Source organism: Paraglaciecola mesophila (assembly GCF_009906955.1).
GTDB lineage: Bacteria > Pseudomonadota > Gammaproteobacteria > Enterobacterales > Alteromonadaceae > Paraglaciecola > Paraglaciecola mesophila_A.
Window position 1 is genome coordinate 4,838,852 of sequence record NZ_CP047656.1, and the last position, 18,274, is coordinate 4,857,125.

General features: G+C 43.8%; 13 protein-coding genes. 10 read left to right on the top strand and 3 right to left on the bottom strand.

All coding sequences use genetic code 11. From position 1 onward, the window contains the following. The first annotated feature begins 39 nt into the window (after positions 1-39). The 10 genes from FX988_RS20775 to FX988_RS20820 all read left to right on the top strand — a co-directional run bounded on the left by FX988_RS20775 (position 40) and on the right by FX988_RS20820 (position 12,893). Complete coding sequence (locus tag FX988_RS20775; RefSeq protein ID WP_160181966.1) at positions 40-1,092, top strand: sugar phosphate isomerase/epimerase family protein; 1,053 nt, start codon at positions 40-42, stop codon at positions 1,090-1,092. A gap of 106 nt (positions 1,093-1,198) precedes the next feature. After that, a complete protein-coding gene (locus FX988_RS20780) occupies positions 1,199-2,419 on the top strand; it encodes a nucleoside permease (RefSeq protein WP_160181967.1) in 1,221 nt (406 codons plus the stop codon). Beyond that, positions 2,412-3,326: a hydroxypyruvate isomerase family protein gene (locus FX988_RS20785; protein WP_160181968.1), complete on the top strand. Its 915-nt coding sequence runs from the start codon at positions 2,412-2,414 to the stop codon at positions 3,324-3,326. Before FX988_RS20780 ends, FX988_RS20785 begins: the two co-directional genes overlap by 8 nt. 72 nt (positions 3,327-3,398) lie before the next feature. Beyond that, complete coding sequence (locus tag FX988_RS20790; RefSeq protein WP_160181969.1) at positions 3,399-5,084, top strand: GMC oxidoreductase; 1,686 nt, start codon at positions 3,399-3,401, stop codon at positions 5,082-5,084. A 2-nt stretch (positions 5,085-5,086) separates the two neighbouring features. Continuing rightward, the gene (locus FX988_RS20795; protein WP_160181970.1) at positions 5,087-5,677 is read left to right on the top strand and encodes a gluconate 2-dehydrogenase subunit 3 family protein; all 591 of its coding nucleotides are present in this window, start codon (positions 5,087-5,089) and stop codon (positions 5,675-5,677) included. A 73-nt stretch (positions 5,678-5,750) separates the two neighbouring features. Beyond that, a complete protein-coding gene (locus FX988_RS20800; protein WP_160181971.1) occupies positions 5,751-6,515 on the top strand; it encodes a DUF1080 domain-containing protein in 765 nt (254 codons plus the stop codon). 236 nt (positions 6,516-6,751) lie between these two features. Further along, a complete protein-coding gene (locus FX988_RS20805; protein ID WP_160181972.1) occupies positions 6,752-8,320 on the top strand; it encodes a sodium/sugar symporter in 1,569 nt (522 codons plus the stop codon). 623 nt (positions 8,321-8,943) lie between these two features. Beyond that, positions 8,944-9,945 (top strand): D-cysteine desulfhydrase, encoded by a 1,002-nt coding sequence (locus tag FX988_RS20810; RefSeq protein ID WP_160181973.1) that lies wholly within the window; start codon positions 8,944-8,946, stop codon positions 9,943-9,945. A 310-nt stretch (positions 9,946-10,255) separates the two neighbouring features. Next, positions 10,256-10,939, top strand: a complete 684-nt coding sequence (locus FX988_RS20815; protein ID WP_160181974.1) for a transglutaminase-like cysteine peptidase — start codon at positions 10,256-10,258, stop codon at positions 10,937-10,939. A 31-nt stretch (positions 10,940-10,970) separates the two neighbouring features. Next, positions 10,971-12,893, top strand: coding sequence for an EAL domain-containing protein (locus FX988_RS20820; protein ID WP_160181975.1), 1,923 nt, complete (start codon positions 10,971-10,973; stop codon positions 12,891-12,893). Positions 12,894-12,995: 102 nt separating this feature from the next. On the opposite strand, the gene FX988_RS20825 is transcribed toward FX988_RS20820, so the two are convergent. From FX988_RS20825 to FX988_RS20835, 3 genes are all read right to left on the bottom strand, one after another. Beyond that, on the bottom strand, positions 12,996-14,426 hold the full coding sequence (locus FX988_RS20825; protein ID WP_160181976.1) for an HlyD family type I secretion periplasmic adaptor subunit: 1,431 nt from the start codon (positions 14,424-14,426) through the stop codon (positions 12,996-12,998). Then, on the bottom strand, positions 14,423-16,561 hold the full coding sequence (locus FX988_RS20830) for a type I secretion system permease/ATPase (protein ID WP_160181977.1): 2,139 nt from the start codon (positions 16,559-16,561) through the stop codon (positions 14,423-14,425). The genes FX988_RS20825 and FX988_RS20830 overlap by 4 nt, the downstream gene beginning before the upstream one ends. Before the next feature lie 160 nt (positions 16,562-16,721). Beyond that, complete coding sequence (locus FX988_RS20835; protein WP_160181978.1) at positions 16,722-18,077, bottom strand: TolC family outer membrane protein; 1,356 nt, start codon at positions 18,075-18,077, stop codon at positions 16,722-16,724. Between the last annotated feature and the right edge of the window lie 197 nt (positions 18,078-18,274).

Sequence of the window (18,274 nt, forward strand, 5' to 3'; positions counted from 1 at the left end):
TAAGACGGTTTAGCGATGTGCAAAATTAAGGAGAAGGCAATGCCGGCAATCAAAGGCCCCGGAATATTTCTAGCCCAATTTATGAGTGATGAAGCGCCATTTAACGATTTGGAGTCTATCGCCACATGGGCCGCTTCACTCGGTTATAAAGGAATACAAGTTCCTACTGGTGACACTGCAATTTTCGACTTAGAGCGCGCTGCCAACAGTCAAGAATACTGTGATGAAGTGATGGCGATTTGTAAGAAAGCAGGTGTGCAAATCACTGAATTATCCACCCATCTACAAGGTCAGCTGGTGGCTGTGCACCCAGCATATGATGAACTTTTCGATAACTTTGCACCTGAAGCATTGCGCGGGAAACCTGCCGAGCGCACAGAATGGGCAATTCAACAAATGAAGTGGGCTGCACAGGCAAGCCAACGCCTTGGCCTCACAGCTCATGCCACCTTTTCTGGTGCATTTCTATGGCATTTAGCATACCCCTGGCCCCAGCGCCCTGCAGGTTTAGTGGAGCAAGGTTTCGCTGAACTGGCGAAACGTTGGTTACCCATTTTAGATGCATTTGATGAAGCGGGTGTCGATGTATGTTACGAGATTCACCCAGGTGAAGACTTGCACGACGGTGCCTCATTTGAATTGTTTTTAGATGCAGTAAATGGCCACCCCCGAGCGAATATTTTATTTGACCCGAGTCACTTTGTTTTACAACAGCTCGATTATTTGCAGTTCATCGATTTGTACCATGAGCGCATCAAGATGTTCCATGTAAAAGATGCAGAGTTTAATCCTACTGGTCGTTCCGGTGTGTACGGTGGTTATCAGGATTGGAAGGAGCGTCCTGGACGTTTTCGCTCATTAGGTGACGGGCAAGTTGATTTCAAAGGAATATTTAGCAAATTAACTCAGTATGGGTTTGATGGCTGGGCTATTTTGGAATGGGAGTGCTGTTTGAAAGATTCAAACCAAGGTGCAGCCGAAGGGGCGCCATTTATCGCACAGCATATTATTACCCCAGCGGGACGTGCGTTTGATGATTTTGCTGGCGCAGAAAGCGATCAACAGCGTAATCGCAAAATCTTGGGCCTGTAAGGCGCAAAGCGCTCTGCTGACTAGCTTGACGCTGGTGGGTGAAGCAAGGGACATGATGAGTCGGCGCAGACAAAAGCTTGCCAGTGCCATAATCAAGGGTTAGAAAATGAATACGATAACAACGCGATTAAGCGTGATGATGTTTCTGCAGTTTTTTATCTGGGGTGGCTGGTTCGTTACTCTAGGCACGTTTTTGGCCAATACCTTACAAGCAACTGGTGGCGAAATAGGCATGGCCTTTTCTACCCAGTCTTGGGGCGCGATTATTGCTCCGTTTGTGATTGGTCTGATTGCAGATAGGTACTTTAACGCCGAACGTATTTTAGGCGTGCTGCATCTTATCGGCGCAGTATTAATGTACTGCCTATACCAAGCGCAAGATTTTGACGCTTTCTATCCTCTTGTGTTGGGTTACATGATTGCTTATATGCCGACCTTGGCTCTGGTTAACTCAGTGTCCTTTGCGCAAATGGATAACCCATCGAAACAATTTGGTAAAATTCGCGTGTGGGGAACCCTTGGTTGGATTGTGGCTGGTTTAGCCATTAGCTATGCGTTCTCATGGGATTCGAAGCAAGCCATTGAAGATGGCATGTTACGCAACACCTTTTTACTGTGCGCAGCGGCGTCATTGGTGCTGGGCTTATTTAGTTTTACCCTACCAAAAACGCCCCCTAAAAGTGCTGGTGAACAAGTGGGTTTGAAAGCGGTACTCGGGCTTGACGCACTAGCATTACTCAAAGACAAAAACTTTTTAGTGTTCTTTTTGTCATCGGTTTTAATTTGTATTCCTTTGGCGTTCTATTACCAAAATGCAAACCCGTTTCTGACCGAAATTGGCGTGGCTAATGCCACTGGGAAAATGACATTAGGCCAAGTGTCAGAAGTGTTATTCATGTTGGCTCTGCCGGTTTTCTTAAACCGCTTCGGGATTAAAATTACCTTATTAATTGGCATGTTAGCTTGGGTGGTTCGCTATATTTTGTTCGCCTATGGCAATGCAGAGGGAGGCGTCGCGTTATTGCTTGTGGGGATTGCACTGCATGGGATCTGTTACGACTTCTTCTTTGTTTCGGGGCAAATCTACACAGACTCAAAAGCTGGTGACAAAGTCAAAAGCGCTGCTCAGGGGTTAATTACGTTAGCAACGTACGGTGTAGGTATGCTGATTGGCTTTTGGGTCGCGGGGCAAATAACCGAACAATACACCACAGGTACAGGCCACGCTTGGTTTGATATTTGGTTGTTCCCAGCCGCATTTGCCCTAGGTGTGTTTGTTCTTTTCATGTTTACGTTCAAAGGCGAAAAGGTGTCAGCTAATGAGTAACTCTCGTCGAAATATACTTAAAGGCATGGCGCTTAGCAGCGCCGCGCTAGCAGCAACATCTTTGGTCAGTGGTTGTGCTTCTAGTGCAAATAACCAAGTACCAGATAGTGCCAGTCAAGATGCTGCGCCAAAATTTAAAGGCAATATTAATCACTCAGTGGCCCGCTGGACCTACGGGGATTTATCGATTGAAGAGCTTTGCCAAGTGGTGAAATCGATGGGCTTTGCTGCGATTGATTTAATTGGCCCTGAAGGTTGGCCGATTCTCAAACGTTATGGCATTGACTCGTCCATGTGTAACGGGGCAGAGCTAAATTTAGTCGACGGTTTTATTCACCCTGAGTTTCACGATGAACTTGAACAACGTTACCTAAAGCATATCGATTTAGTGGCCCAAGCCGGTTACAAAAATCTTATTTGTTTTAGTGGCAATGCTCGTGGGATGAGTAAAGAACAAGGTCTTAAAAACGCGGTTGCTGGTCTTAAACGTATTCTGCCCTACGCAAAAGAGAAGGGCGTGGTGATACAAATGGAGTTGTTTAACAGTCGTGTTGATCACCCAGACTATATGGCTGATAGCTCAAAGTGGGGAGTCGATTTGTGTAAAGCACTTGGCTCAGAGAATTTCAAGCTACTGTACGACATCTACCATATGCAGGTGAATGAAGGCGATATCATTCGTACCATTCAAGATAACCATCAGTATTTTGGCCACTATCACACCGCAGGTGTGCCAGGGCGCCATGAAATTGGAGATAACCAAGAGCTTTATTATCCGGCCATTGCCCGAGCAATTAGGGATGTAGGCTTTACCGGTTACCTCGCTCAGGAATTTATTCCTGCTGCAAAAACAAAAACAGGCAAAATCGAATCGCTACGAGAAGCAATTCATATCTGTGATGTGTGATTTTTTCTAAGCGCTTTTTATCGCTACGCAGCACACATTAGACATCACGCAACAAGAAGTTAGGGACCAAAAATGGCAAATAATCATTACGACGCAATCGTTGTTGGCTCAGGTATCAGCGGTGGTTGGGCAGCAAAAGAGTTGACCGAAAAAGGGCTTAAAGTGTTAATGCTTGAACGAGGCAGAAACATTGAGCATGTGAAAGACTATACCAATGCCCACAAAGAAGCATGGGATTATCCTCATCGCGGCGAGCGTACTCAGGAGATGGTTGAAAATTATCCTGTGTTAAAGCGCGATTATCCCCTAAATGAACCCACCCTAGGTATGTGGGCGAATGAAAAAGACAGTCCTTATGTGGAAGAAAAGCGTTTCGATTGGTTTCGTGGTTATCACATGGGCGGGCGTTCACTCACATGGGGCCGTCAAAGTTACCGATTAAATAAAGAAGACTTTTTAGCCAACGCCAAAGAAGGTATCGCGGTTGATTGGCCTATTCGCTATGAAGATGTATCACCTTGGTACGATTACGTAGAGCGCTTCGCTGGCATCAGTGGCAGCAAAGACGGCTTAGATGTATTGCCTGACGGTGAGTACCAGATGCCGATGCCTCTTAACTGCGTTGAAAAAGATGTGGCGGCAAGGATTCAGAAAACCTTTAAAGGGCAACGTCACTTAATTCCGGGCCGCACGTCAAACATGACTGAGCCTAAGCCAAAAGAAGGCCGCACAAATTGTCAGTACCGAAACAAATGCTGGTTGGGATGTCCGTTTGGTGGGTATTTCAGTACCCAGTCATCGACGCTTCCCGCAGCCGTTAAAACCGGTAACTTGACCGTACGCCCTTACTCAATCGTGACCGAGATTTTGTACGATAAAGATAAAAAACGTGCCAAGGGTGTGGCAATTATCGATGCCGAAACGAATGAGACGTATGAATTCACCAGCAAAATATTATTCGTAAATGCATCGTCGTTTAATTCCACATGGTTACTGATGAATTCAGCTACTGATATATGGGATGGCGGTTTAGGTAGTAGCAGTGGTGAGCTTGGGCACAACGTCATGGATCATCACTTCAGAATTGGCGCTCATGCTATGGTCGAAGGGTATGAAGACAAGTATTACTACGGGCGACGCCCAAGCGGCTTTTACGTACCGCGTTTTCGTAATTGGGGTGACGATAAGCGCGATTACGTGCGTGGTTTCGGCTATCAAGGCTCCGCTAGTCGCCAAGGGTGGGGACGTGATGTGGCTGAAATGGGCATAGGTGCAGACTTAAAGAACGCGATCAGCGAACCAGGTTCATGGCAGATCGGGATGACAGCATTTGGTGAAATGTTACCCGATCACAGCAATCGAATTTTCCTAGATAAAACCAAGAGAGATAAATGGGGTTTACCCGTTTTAGCCATGGACGTTGAGATAAAAGACAATGAGAAACGCATGCGCAAAGACATGATGCAAGATGCAATTGACATGTTTGAAGCAGCAGGCATGAAAAATGTACAAGGTTATGACGGCGATTATTTCCCTGGACAAGGCATACACGAAATGGGGACAGCACGCATGGGGCGCGATCCTAAAACGTCTGTGCTAAATGGCAATAACCAAGTGTGGGATGCCCTGAACGTATTTGTGACCGATGGTGCTTGTATGACCTCTGCATCGTGTGTGAACCCATCACTGACTTATATGGCGTTGACCGCCCGTGCGGCTAACTTTGCTGTTGAAGAGCTGAAGAAAGGAAACCTGTAATCATGAGTATGAACAGACGCGAATTACTTAAAATGATTGCCGCTGCCACAGGCACGGCGTTTGTCAGCGCAAATGCGATGGCTTATGTCACGCTGCCGATGAAGACCATTAATCAAACGGCATTCTCAAAAGATGACGTGGCGTTTTTTAATGAAGTGGGAGAAGTCATTATTCCGCGCACTGATACCCCGGGCGCAAAGGATGTCAACGTCGGCTATATGATGGCAGTGATGGTTACAGATTGTTATACGCCTGCTCAGCAAGCGGCGTTCAAAGAAGGTATTACTTCAATTAAGGCGCTGGCAAAATCAACTTACGGTAAAGACTTTCTGTTACTCAATACTGACGAGCGTACACGTTTGTTAGCTACCTTGAATGATGAAGCCGATGTATTTAATCGCAAAGCTAAATCGGCAAATGAAGATGGTAAGAAGCCTATGCCACACGGATTCACGTTAATTAAACAGTTAACCTTATTTACCTTTTTCACCTCGAAAGAGGGGGCGAATAAAGTCTTGCGCTATGTGGCTATTCCCGGTCGTTACGACGGTGAAATGCCTTATAAAAAAGGTGATCGTGCTTGGGCGACCTAGCGTATTGGTAGCGCTTAATTTCGTGACTTGTAGCAACAATTGCGCTGTTTCATTTTTAAAACGGATAATACATATGAAGTTAACAAAACACATTTTTAGCCTAACGTTAGTATTGGCTGGTGGTACGCTGCTAAGCCATAATGCTAGCGCCGAGCAAAGCCAAGCGGAACGTGAAGCTCAGGCACAAAAGACCGAAGTATGGGAGCCAGTACCAAAAAGCGTTGCAACCCCACGCGGTAAAGCGCCATCAGATGCAGTGGTGCTTTTTAGCGGAGATGATTTAAGTGCTTGGGAAGGGCTTAAAGGTGGCGAAGCACAGTGGACTATCAGTGGCGATGTACTGACCGTTAAACCCGGGGCTGGTGATATTAAAACAAAGCAAAATTTCTGCGATGTGCAACTGCATATGGAATGGCGTACACCGACCAATGTAGAAGGCATGCAAGGCCAGCAGCGCAATAACAGTGGTGTCTTTTTACAGCAACGATATGAAGTGCAAGTACTCGATTCTTATGAAAACCCTACCTATTCAAATGGGCAAGCGGGCAGTGTATACAAGCAAACAATCCCACTTGTGAATGCAATGCGCCCTGCAGGTGAGTGGCAGTATTATGACATTATTTATAGCGCTCCGCGTTTTGATGGCGAACAGCTTAAGACGCCGGGCTACATTACGGTCATGCACAATGGCGTGGTAGTGCAAAATCATACACAAATTCAAGGTAAAACAGAGTGGATAGGCGCCCCTAGCTACCAGGCTCACGGCTGCGCTCCTTTGCAGTTGCAGGATCACGGTAACTTAGTCAGCTTCCGAAATATTTGGCTACGGGAACTTTAACCTTTATTGGTTATTGCTAATACCTGTGAAATGAGCCGCTTTTTGCGGCTCTTTTCATATCATTTTACGTTAATAGATTTCACTCTGCGAACGTTTACAAGGGCATAAACGAAGCGCATGACTGAATGAATATCTAAAAAAACGCGGGTAAAAACAAAATAGATTGGCAGAACATAACGCTCTTTGTAAAGAAGCAAGTATTCGAATTCGGGTAATAAAAATAAGGATAATAATAAATGCGTTATTCACTCGACCCCATCGATTTGATGGTGTTTATCGTCTATGCTGCGGGCCTACTCGCGCTTGCACTATGGATCTCTCGTGAAGAAAAATCTCATCAGCGAAGCACCCAAGATTACTTTTTGGCCAGTAAATCCCTACCTTGGTGGGCGATTGGTGCATCACTCATTGCAGCTAATATTTCCGCAGAGCAAATTATTGGTATGTCAGGCTCAGGTTTCGCTTTAGGGCTTGGCATTGCATCGTACGAATGGATGGCGGCGATTACGCTTATTCTTGTGGGGAAATACTTACTACCAATCTTTCTTAAAAACGGTATTTACACCATGCCTCAATACCTAGAACAGCGTTTTGACAGCCGGGTTAAAACCACCTTGGCGCTGTTTTGGTTAGGGGTATTTATTTTTGTAAATCTCACCTCAGTGCTATGGCTAGGTGGTCTTGCAATTCAAAGTGTGGCGGGTATTGATTGGCTTTATGGCATGATCTTCTTGGCTATATTTTCTGTGGCTTATTCAACTTATGGAGGCCTCAAAGCGGTGGCGTATACTGACATCATTCAAGTCGTGCTATTGGTTTTCGGCGGCTTCTTTTTAAGTTATTTAGCGCTGCAGCAAATATCCGGTGGGGAAGGAGTGCTCAAGGGCTTCACGATTTTGACCGAAAAAGTGCCAGGGCACTTCGATATGATTTTAAGCCCAGATAACAGTGAGTATATGAACCTGCCGGGAATTTCCGTACTGGTGGGCGGTTTATGGGTAATGAACGTCGGTTACTGGGGCTTTAATCAATACATTATTCAAAGGGCTTTGGCGGCAAAAAGCATTCAAGAAGCGCAAAAAGGGATCGCCTTTGCTGCTTATTTAAAGCTACTGATGCCAATTATTGTGGTGCTTCCTGGCATTGCGGCGGTGATATTGTTTCCTGATATAGAAAAGCCCGACCAAGCGTATCCATCCATGATGTCATTGATGCCAGTAGGGATAAAAGGGTTAGTGTTTGCCGCGCTTGTAGCGGCGATTGTTTCATCTTTAGCGTCGATGACCAACAGTATTTCTACCATTTTTACTATGGATATTTACCGCCCTGTGCGTCACGACAAAGATGAAAATCACTATGTGAACATTGGGCGCTTGGCCACCGTAACCTCGCTGGTGGTAGCGGTTTGTGTTGCCCAGCCTCTAATCGGACAGTCAGAGCAGGCATTTCAATACATTCAGGAGTTTACTGGCTTGTTCTCTCCTGGTATTACCGTGATCTTCTTGATGGGGATGTTTTGGAAGCGCACTACGTCTTCAGGTGCATTAGCTGCAGCGATTGGCTCTGCATTGTTTTCTGTACTGTTTGCCGTTTTCGTTCCTGAGTTACCCTTTATGGACCGTATCGGCATCGTATTTTTAATGTGCTTAGGGTTAACGTATTTCGTGTCTGTTCGGGGCGAGGCGCCTAAAAATGATAACAGTGTAGACATAAGCGATGTAAGCTTTGCGACCACGTCTAGCTTTAATATCGCGGGGATCGGCTGCGTACTCATCTTGATTGGCTTGTACGCCACTTGGTGGTAGCTCGCTCACAGTAGGGCTGCAGATGCAGCTCTGCTTTTCTTTATCAGCACTTTTCTTCTTTAATCCCTTTATAGATTTTCTTTTTTATCTCGCTTCAATCAGAAGTCGTACTAGCGCGTCGTTTAATCGAGTGAGTTGGTTTTATGGAGATGGTTGTTTCGCTAAGTGTGCAAGCATTACAAAACGTGCACGGTACCAAGCCCATTGTTGGCGCTCAGGAAGAAGTGTGGAGGCAATATTAAACTGAGGTTGGGCGCATCGCTAATAGTATTGCCGGTGGACGGTTTTAAAAGTATTCAACAAGTGGTAGGGAGGAAGGCAACTCTGTCCACAGGGAAGCACGGCTTCGATGACTTGATCTGGGCTCGGTGGAGCAAATCTAACCTAACGACCATCCACAACCTTATAGAATAAATAACGATGCAGGCAGCGGATCTGACAGTAAACTTAAATTAGAACCGCGATATAGAGCAGTGACTGAGATGAGCAAGGCTTTGTCGTCGATAGACATAAGTATTTGCCGGTTTAGTATAAAGGTTTTCTGTTCAGAACTCGCTTAACGAGTACTGGCGCATGTACACTTTAGAATTTTTCTCAGGTGAACTCACGCGTAAAGAGGCGTCATGAATACATTTGAATCCATACCTAGAGTTGATATTACCCACAGCCCAACACCGATAGAGCACTTAACTAGGTTGTCTGAATCGCTAGGATGCCCCGTGTATGTCAAGCGAGATGATTGTACCGGGTTAGCGGGCGGTGGTAATAAAACCCGTAAATTAGAATACTTAATCGCCGATGCTCAATTAAAGGGCGCAGATACGCTGGTTACAGTAGGCGGTTTGCAGTCTAACCATGCACGTCAGACCGCTGCAGCTGCGGCTAGATTCGGTTTTAAGTGCGAACTTGTGCTTGACGACGTAGAGGGCACACCCAAAACTGACTATTACCAGAACGGCAATATGTTGTTAAATTGCATGCTAGGGGCAAATATTCATACTTTGAGCCTAGGTGATGACAGCGACAGCTACGTACTCGCTTTGCTTGAAAAGTTAACCCGTGAGGGACGTAAGCCGTACTTTATTCCGATGGGTGGCTCTAATGTCATTGGTAGCTTAGGGTATGTGCGTTGCGCCAAAGAAATTTTGCAGCAATTGGCTGATACTAGTCTACGAATTGACCAAATTATTCTTGCTTCTGGGAGTGCCGGGACGCAGGCCGGTTTGCTTGCTGGGTTGATTGCTGAAGATTCAGACATTCCAGTATTCGGTATTTCAGTTAGTCGTAGTAGTGAAATGCAAACCTCCTTAGTTCAGGCGCTTCTTGAGCACACCTTAACCCACTTAAAAATTGATCCGGGCCGAGGAAAAGACAGAGTGCTAACAAATGGCAATTATGTTGGCGAAGGCTACGGCAGAGTGACACAATCTATGGTAGCGGCAGTACAGCGCTGTGCCGAGTTAGAGGGCTTACTGTTAGATCCGGTTTACACAGGAAAGGCAATGGCGGGTTTGATCGACTTATGTAAGCAGGGGCAAATTTCACCCAATAGTCAAACGCTATTTCTTCATACTGGCGGCAGTCAAGGACTTTTTGCTTACCGTGAGATTTTTAGCCCGAAATAATACTCATATAAAACGCATCATTGGATATAATTTGGCGGCGTTGAGCGAACTGCTTAATGCGCCTTAACTGTTAGTTTAGTGCACAATATAGGGGGAGAATTCATGCTATTTACAACTCGAATGGTAAAAGTTGATTTTTGCGCTCACTAGTTTTTTTATTCTACTATCTACCTGATTTTACTTGCAGTTATCAATTAAGATGACATATAAAGTACCTAGCTAGTGCGTATATTTTGGAGTAACGACGATCAAATTTTTTGCAAGGTTACAGGGCATCCTTAACAGGTGCTTTTTAGCTAGTCGGCCAAAGATGCCTATCCTAAAGGTCAATATTACCCGCCTAATCATCATGGTACTTTGTGCTACAACGTTGACCAGTGCCCAAACAGTCAATGTGGAATTTGAAAAGCTTATCTCTTTGTTGCACCAACAATATGACCCTATGCGTGCTGAAGTAGGCCGAGAGATGCAAAAAATGCTAGAGGACCTCAAGGGCGTAGATGAAATAGAAAAGGTAAACACAGTGAATGCGTTTTTTGATGAGCAGTTGACCTATCAAACTGATATCGCTTTGTGGCACGAAAAGGACTACTGGGCAACACCTTTAGAAACGTTAGGCAAAGGACGAGGAGACTGTGAAGATTACGCCATCATTAAATATTTTATGTTACGCTATTTGGGGATAGCAGAAAGCCAATTACGCTTGGTGTACGTAAAAGCGCGAATTGGTGGACCTAGAAGCAAAATTACTCAGGCACATATGGTGCTGTCTTACTACTTACCCAAACAAAGTGAACCACTTATTCTAGATAGCTTGCTTGCTGATGTCGTTCCCGCGTCTCAGCGTACAGATCTTATCCCCGTGTTTAGTTTCAACACCGAAGGTTTGTGGGCGAAAGGCTCAACTAAATCAGTGGCGAGCCCCACTGCACGTTTATCACGCTGGCGTAATGCGCTTGAAAAAATAAAGGCGGAGGGGATCACATGGGGCTAGCATTGACTGTTTATGGCAAGGTGACTTGCGCATGTCACTAGTTCGGCAGTTGTGGTTGTCTGTTATTCTTATTTTGTTGGCGAGTTCACTGACTAATTTTGTGATCAGTACTTATTTCGAGCGAAAAAATTTACAAGAGCAGCTTTATTTAAAAAACGTAGATGACGTTAATTCTCTTGCGATGATGCTGTCGCAGGACGATAAACAACTGACAGATATTCAGTTATTAATCTCTGCCACTTTTGATGCTGGGCATTATCAACGGATCGAGTTGATTAGCCCTGAGGGTAACCGTGTTTTTCTCCGTGAGTTTAAAGGGGAAATGGAATCTGACATTCCAGCCTTAGCAAAAGATTTTTTCAACTTTCAGGTCAAACCAGGTATTGCACAAGTAAGCAGTGGCTGGAATCGAATCGGCACCTTGTATTTAGAAAGCCATTCCCATTACTTGCACGAAGCACTGTGGCATCGAACTCAAGCTTTCTTCCTCAGTTTTATTGTTATCTCATTAATTGCAGGCGCGATTGGTTCTTTTGTATTGCACTTCTTGTTGAAGCCGTTAGAAATGGTCGTTGAGCAGGCTCATCGCTTTTCTGAAAAGCGTTTTATGATGCTACCTGTACCGCGTACTGCAGAATTCGCCAAAGTGATCACTGCAATGAATTCATTAGCACAGCGCTTTAAAAATATCATTGAAGATGGAAACAAGCGTTTAGATGAACTGCGTTACAAGAGTCAGCATGATGATTTAACTGGCTTGGCTAATTGCGAGGCGTTTGAGACCTTACTTGATGCCCAGTTAAAATACCGCGACCGAGAAGGGCACAATGTCCTTTTCTTGGTAAAAATATTTGGTATGAATGAAATGTCCTTGCGACTCGATAAACAAAAAGTAGACGATATCATTGTTGATTTTGCACATGTGTTGGTGGATTTTTCGAAACATATAGAAGGGCGCTATACAGATGTTCGCTTTGGTCGCATAAGTGGTTCTGAATTCGCAATTTTATTAACCGAAGCTGAGGATATTCAACAACTGAGTGATATTCTGGTAGACGTGGTGCGTGGGTTTAAAGGCCACTCCCGTGATTTATATGATTTGTATGTTTTGCATGGCGGGGTTTACCTTGCGCCTGACGAAACTAGAACAGGGTTAATGCGCCGCGTGCAGTCGCTGCTTATCGATGCCTCTAAAGAGCGGGCACTTGCATTGATTGATAATAAATTAACCATTGTTGCCCCGTACCATGATGAAATTCAATGGCGAAAAGCGTTAGATAGTGCACTCAAAGATGGTATTCACGCTGTGACTTTCCCCGTTGTTAAAAAAGATGGCAACGCCATTCATTATCAAGCTTTGATGGGACTGGAGTTAGATAATGAGGTCCGCAAAGGAGGGTATTTCGTACATTGGGCGCGTAAGCTAGATATGATCCCACAAATTGATTTTAGGATGATTGAATACATTCTTGCTAAAATTGAACAGGAAAATTGCGCTTATGATTACGCTATTTTGCTTTCTTACGAGACGATGGTTAGTGAAGCATCATTGCAGCGTATACTTCAGTTGTTAAGCGAGCACGCCCATGTGGCGCAACATGTCTGTCTTGAGGTGAGAGAAAGTGTTGCATCTGCCAATTTCGAATTGTTCAAACATTTTACTCTGACGCTCAAAGAGACGGGCTGTAAGGTCGGTTTAAAACGCGTTGGGGATTCCTTTTCTACGTTACTTGATCTACAAGAGTTAGGCTTGGATTACATTAAGATTGATAGTGCTTTTGTGTTTAACGTTGCCATTAATGCGTCAAATCAAAACTTCCTACGTGGTTTATGCTCGTTAGCACACTCTTTGGGGATTGTGGTGATTGCTGATGGGGTGACCAGTAAAGAGGATGCTGATTCGCTATATGAGAATGGCTTTGATGGGATCATTTCACTCATGCAGCAATTTTAATTCCAAGCTTTTCTAGCGACCCGCGTGATTGAACAATCCAATAATGAGCTTGTTGCAATCACGCGTATAAACTTGGTCTACTTGTTCAAATAGGACTTAAGGCTACCGTTCCGTCATCGCTATAGAGGTGGCACGAAGGAGTGGTTTTAAGATGTAATCTAAAACGGTTTTTTTGCCGGTTATGATGTCAACCTGGGTTGTCATACCGGGAATAATTTGCATGCCATTTTTAAAGCTATTTGAGTCGGTTTGTAATCTAACCACATAATATGTGTCATCGTTCTCATCGGTAATCGTGTCCGCACTGATGTGTGTTACTTCTGCTTCGAGTCCACCGTAAATTACAAAATCATAGGCGGTAAATTTGACCATAGCCGTTTGACCAGGACGCAAAAAGGCGATGTCTTTGGGTTTTATTTTTGCCTCTACAATTAATTGGTCATCTAACGGAATAATTTCAATCACGTCACTTCCAGGTGGAACCACACCTCCTATCGTGTTGGTGAAAAGGCGCTTGATAGTGCCTTTAACCGGTGATTTTAAGTCCGCTTGATAAACCACATCAGCTAGTCCAGATTCCGTTTCTTTTAACGAGTTAAGCTCTGTGGATACATCACTTAACTCGTTGCGCCAGCCGTTGGTTGTCGTCAGCTCTTTTTCACGAATCTTTGATTTTGCTTCTTGGATTGCTGATTCATTACGACGTATGACTGAGTCGTTGCGCTTTATTTCACCCTCAATTTCAACTAACTGCCTTTCAAGGCGAATAATGTCAATGTCAGATATAGCCCCCGACTTTAGCAATGGTTTGGTTACCGCCAGCTCTCTTTGAATTAAATCTTTGGTGCGTATATATTGCTCTTTCGCAGATTGCGCCTCTTGTAATTCATGCTCCCGCTGCTTGGTTTGCTGTTGATACATAGAGATGTGTTGGGCTAATTCTTCCACATTGGCGGCATACTGATTTTTTTCAGAGCGAACAATTTCAGGCGCTTGCTTGACTAATTTTTCGGAAAATACCGGCTCAGTATTTTCAGTCAAGGCCTTTAGGCGCGCTAATTTTGCACTTAAGGAGAGAAACTGGCTGCGATTCTCGCGCAGCGTTGACATAAACCGTGTGGGGTCAAGCTTTAGTAATATGTCACCAGCATTGACGGTTTGTCCTTCGCGAGTCAGGATTTCTTTGACGATCCCTCCGTCGTAAGACTGCACAACTTGCAATTGATTTGATGGCACAACTTTGCCGTCGCCGCGAGTCACTTCATTGAGTGTGGCATTTGCAGCCCAAAGTAACAGTGCAATAAAAGAAAAGACGATAAAGTACAGTAACATCCTTGCTTTCAAAGGATTTTGTTGCAGCTGTTCCCAATCTGCGTCTAGCACCCAATCATTGGTGTTAGGTGGAGATAACCATCGATTAAATATACGCCCAACATAACTTTTTTTGGGCTCCTCGTTGCTGCCAAACAGCGTGCCAAGCTTATTGAATGAACCTTGCTCAGTAGTGGTATTTTTTGTTTGTTTTTCGTTCATATAGTGCCCCTTACATTACCGTTCTTTAGGGCTTCTAGTACTTTATTTCGTTCGCCTTTTATGGCCACTTTACCTGCATCTAACACTATGATTTGGTTAACCATTGAGAGTAATGATACACGATGGGTTACCATTAGCATGGTGCGGGTTGCGCTGACTTTCTCTAGTGCTGATTTCACTTGATCTTCTGCTTGGTGATCTAGCGACGATGTAGGCTCATCAAGTAATAAAAAGGGAGGATTAGCCACAATAGCCCTCGCGATGGCGACGGCTTGCTTTTGTCCGCCGGATAAGTGATGACCGTGCTCTCCTACCTGCATATCTAAGCCATCTGGGTGGTTATTGACCACAGACATTAACCCGCTGAGTTCAAGCGCACGGGTGAGCGCTTGTGGTTCAGCGTGTTTGGCTAAGTACATGATATTGTCTCTAAGTGTGCCAAAGAATAGGGATATTTCTTGGGGGACATAGCCTACATTATTACGTAATTCTGATAACTCTAATTGCTGCAATTCGATACCGTCTATGTAGATATGCCCTGAAGTTGGGGTATACAAACCCAGCAGCAGCTTTTGTATCGTGCTTTTTCCCGAACCATTTTTACCCAAAATCGCCACATGATCCCCTGCATTGATTTTGAAACTGACATTAGACAAAACATCCTTAGCGTCGTCATCATAACGAAACGAGACGTTTTTAAATTCAATTTCTCCTTTGAAGGTAGCATGATTAATTTTATGGGAATTCATTGGACGTTCAGAGGGTTGCTCCATCAACGTATTGAGCATTTCCATTGACGTGACAGCGTTGTGATATTGAGCGATGACGCCAGTAACTAGATTTATTGGATTCATTGCTCTGCTGCTAAGCATGTAGGCTGCAATCAGTGCCCCTTGAGTGAGTTCACCTTCGATTATTAAATACACACCAATAATGAGTATAACGATACCAACAATTTGTTGAACAAACTGTGAAACATTGCTGATTGAAGAAGAAATAAAACGTATTTGTGATTGGGTTCGAGCGAGAAAAATCGTGCTTTTTTCCCAATCTACCTGCACTTTAGATTCTGCGTGAAAGCTCTTTATTTCCTCAATATTGTCGATACTTTCTACTAAGATGGCGTTGCGTAAAGCGCCAGATTGCATGGCGCCATTAGCAAGGCTGTGTAGCTTCTTTTGTGCTGAGAAGGCATAGCCAATAATCAGCAGCGAGCCGACTATAATGGGCAGTACGAGTACAGGCGATATAATGGCAATGATGACACTAAACAGGAGCACAAACGGTAAATCTACAAACGAAACCAGAGTCAGTGAACTGAGTAATGTACGAATCGACTCAAACGATTGGATCCCACTGGCGAATGCACCAGATGAAGGCGGCCTGTCCATTAGACGTATGTTGAGAATTTTCTCCATTAGCGATGAAGATACTTTGACGTCAATGCGACTAGCGGCGAGCTCGACATAATAGTTGCGAACCATCTTTAACACGAGATCAGCAAGCAAGACAATAGCGACGCCAGAGGCGAGCATCCATAATGTTTCAACGGCACCATTTGGCACGACTCTGTCATAAATATTCATCACGAATAAGGGCATCGCCACCGAAAATAGATTGATCACAACAGCGGAGATAATCACATCCCTGTAAAGCCCTCTGCATTCTTTGATCACACCCCAAAACCAGTGGCCTGTTCGTTTTTGGTTAATATTCGGTGTGCGTTTGTCGAATTGATGCTTAGGTCGAGCAAAAATGACTTGTTCGGTAAACTTGTTTGTCAGTGTTGCAATCGGCTCTTGTACATCTGCCCCAGGTAAATCTGGGTATATGACGTTTGCCGTGTGGTGTTCGTCGTCGATGCTTAGCAGCACACACGCTGTGTTATTTTTTAAGATTAATATAGCAGGCAAAAGGGAAGGGTTTATTTGCGCTAGCGTTCGTGTCGCAATCTTGCTATTAAGCCCTGCGCGTTTTGCCGCTCGTGCAAAGATGGATGGAGTCAGGTCTCCATCAATTAAGGGTAATCCTGACAGTAAAACATCTTTTGAAAAATCTAAATTGTAGTGTTCACATATTACATATAAACAGTTACTCAAATCTTCTCTTTCTATTTTCCCCGAGGTACTTTCCATATTTCACTCTCGATAACTAATTTGGGATGAATGTACGCTGTGTTTTGTTATTAATTTTCATACCTGTGTATTAAAGTTGAAACGCAGTGAATCGCTCGATTTTTAATTTTTCTCTGCATTTTGTTATTTAAGTAGTATAGGAATAATGCAAATTTACTGTTTAATTTTTTGGACAAGCATATTTAATATCTGAATTAATGTTCGCTTTATCTAGGTTATTAATGTCAGGTAGGTTTGCTATTGAAATTCCTAAACTTTTAACCAAGATCCCTATTTCAGCTAATACATTTATTAAGGCCTGTTTTTGTCTAAATTGGGCATCAATATAAGCGCGGCTAGATTCAAAGTATTCATTCTCTGCATCTAGCACATCGAGTAGGGTGCGCTGACCGATATCAAACTGATCTTTGTATGCCGTTTTTACTCGGCTTGAAGAGAGCTTATGTTGGTTTAACACAGGTAAAAGGCGATTCGAAGTGACGTATTCGTTAAATGCAATTTGGATATTTTGCCGTACGTCACGACAGGTTTTATCTCTGAGATCTTTTGCCACATTGACTTGTTCTTGCGCTTGTTTTATTGACGCTTTATCTTGGCCACCGCGAAACAAATTATAGCGAAATTGCAGCCCCACCGAGCCTTCTGTTATGGTGTTATTTAAACCAAATTGATCTCTACTTTGACTACCATATCGGGCGATGAAATCGACCTGAGGTTTATAGTTGGATTTTTGCGTTTTCACGCCTAATTTTTCTGCCTCAATGTTGTGCATGCTAGCAAAAAATGATGGGCTTGTTCGGTAGGTTTTTTCCAAAACACTCTGTAAATCATCAGGTAATTCAATACCTTGTACTGGTATATCTTGAAGTTGGTCAGCGGGGGAACGACCTACAACACGCAGAAACCTAGCACTGACATCATACAAGTTATTAACGTCCGTTATGACGTTGGATTCTGATAACGCTAAACGGCCATTTATTTGCTCTAAATCAGCAGCTCTGGTGACCCCAGCACTGACACCTTCTTCAATTTGTGAGAATACTTTTTCATGGGTGTTAAGGTTTTCTTGCGCGAGCTTCACCAAGGCTTGATATTGCTGTACGTCTAGGTATGCAAGAGCGGTTTCTCTGGCCGCATTCTCAACACTAGTGGCGAATTCAAAATACCTAACCATTTGCACTTGTCTAAAGCGATTCACTTCATGTTTTACTCGAGAGCCGTTATACAGTGACTGAGTTAGCACCATTTCAATATCGTTGCTGGAAAACTCTGTGTCACTACCGTAATTACGGTCCTGATATTGAGTGTTAGCGACCAAATCTACGGTAGGTTTGTTACCCGCTTTTGCAATTCTAAGGCTATGTTTTGCTGCATAAAACGTGTGCCATGTGGCCTGCACCTCTGGGTTGGTCTCAATTGCATCGAGTATAGCACTTGAAATACTGTCTTTTTCTTGTGCGTAAGCTGTTGAAGATAATAGAAAACTTATGGAAATGACGAGACGAGAAAACTTCATAATTAATACTCATATAGAGAAATGGGACTAAACTTTCGGAGTTTTTGAACGAAAAAATAAATTAATTTAACCTCCTGTTAATTCACTGATTTGTTTTCATATTTTCTAACGGTAGACGTTAAATGTATTTTTTCAAGTTTTTATAATTTATTAATTTTTAGCTAATTAAATAATTAAACTTAGGTCTTATAGACTGA

Coding starts and splice junctions, on each gene's coding strand:
- FX988_RS20835 (WP_160181978.1), bottom strand. CDS start 18,077: ATGAAGTTTTCTCGTCTCGTCATTTCCATAAGTTTTCTATTATCTTCA.
- FX988_RS20775 (WP_160181966.1), top strand. CDS start 40: ATGCCGGCAATCAAAGGCCCCGGAATATTTCTAGCCCAATTTATGAGT.
- FX988_RS20815 (WP_160181974.1), top strand. CDS start 10,256: ATGCCTATCCTAAAGGTCAATATTACCCGCCTAATCATCATGGTACTT.
- FX988_RS20805 (WP_160181972.1), top strand. CDS start 6,752: ATGCGTTATTCACTCGACCCCATCGATTTGATGGTGTTTATCGTCTAT.
- FX988_RS20790 (WP_160181969.1), top strand. CDS start 3,399: ATGGCAAATAATCATTACGACGCAATCGTTGTTGGCTCAGGTATCAGC.
- FX988_RS20810 (WP_160181973.1), top strand. CDS start 8,944: ATGAATACATTTGAATCCATACCTAGAGTTGATATTACCCACAGCCCA.
- FX988_RS20785 (WP_160181968.1), top strand. CDS start 2,412: ATGAGTAACTCTCGTCGAAATATACTTAAAGGCATGGCGCTTAGCAGC.
- FX988_RS20795 (WP_160181970.1), top strand. CDS start 5,087: ATGAGTATGAACAGACGCGAATTACTTAAAATGATTGCCGCTGCCACA.
- FX988_RS20825 (WP_160181976.1), bottom strand. CDS start 14,426: ATGAACGAAAAACAAACAAAAAATACCACTACTGAGCAAGGTTCATTC.
- FX988_RS20800 (WP_160181971.1), top strand. CDS start 5,751: ATGAAGTTAACAAAACACATTTTTAGCCTAACGTTAGTATTGGCTGGT.
- FX988_RS20780 (WP_160181967.1), top strand. CDS start 1,199: ATGAATACGATAACAACGCGATTAAGCGTGATGATGTTTCTGCAGTTT.
- FX988_RS20820 (WP_160181975.1), top strand. CDS start 10,971: ATGTCACTAGTTCGGCAGTTGTGGTTGTCTGTTATTCTTATTTTGTTG.
- FX988_RS20830 (WP_160181977.1), bottom strand. CDS start 16,561: ATGGAAAGTACCTCGGGGAAAATAGAAAGAGAAGATTTGAGTAACTGT.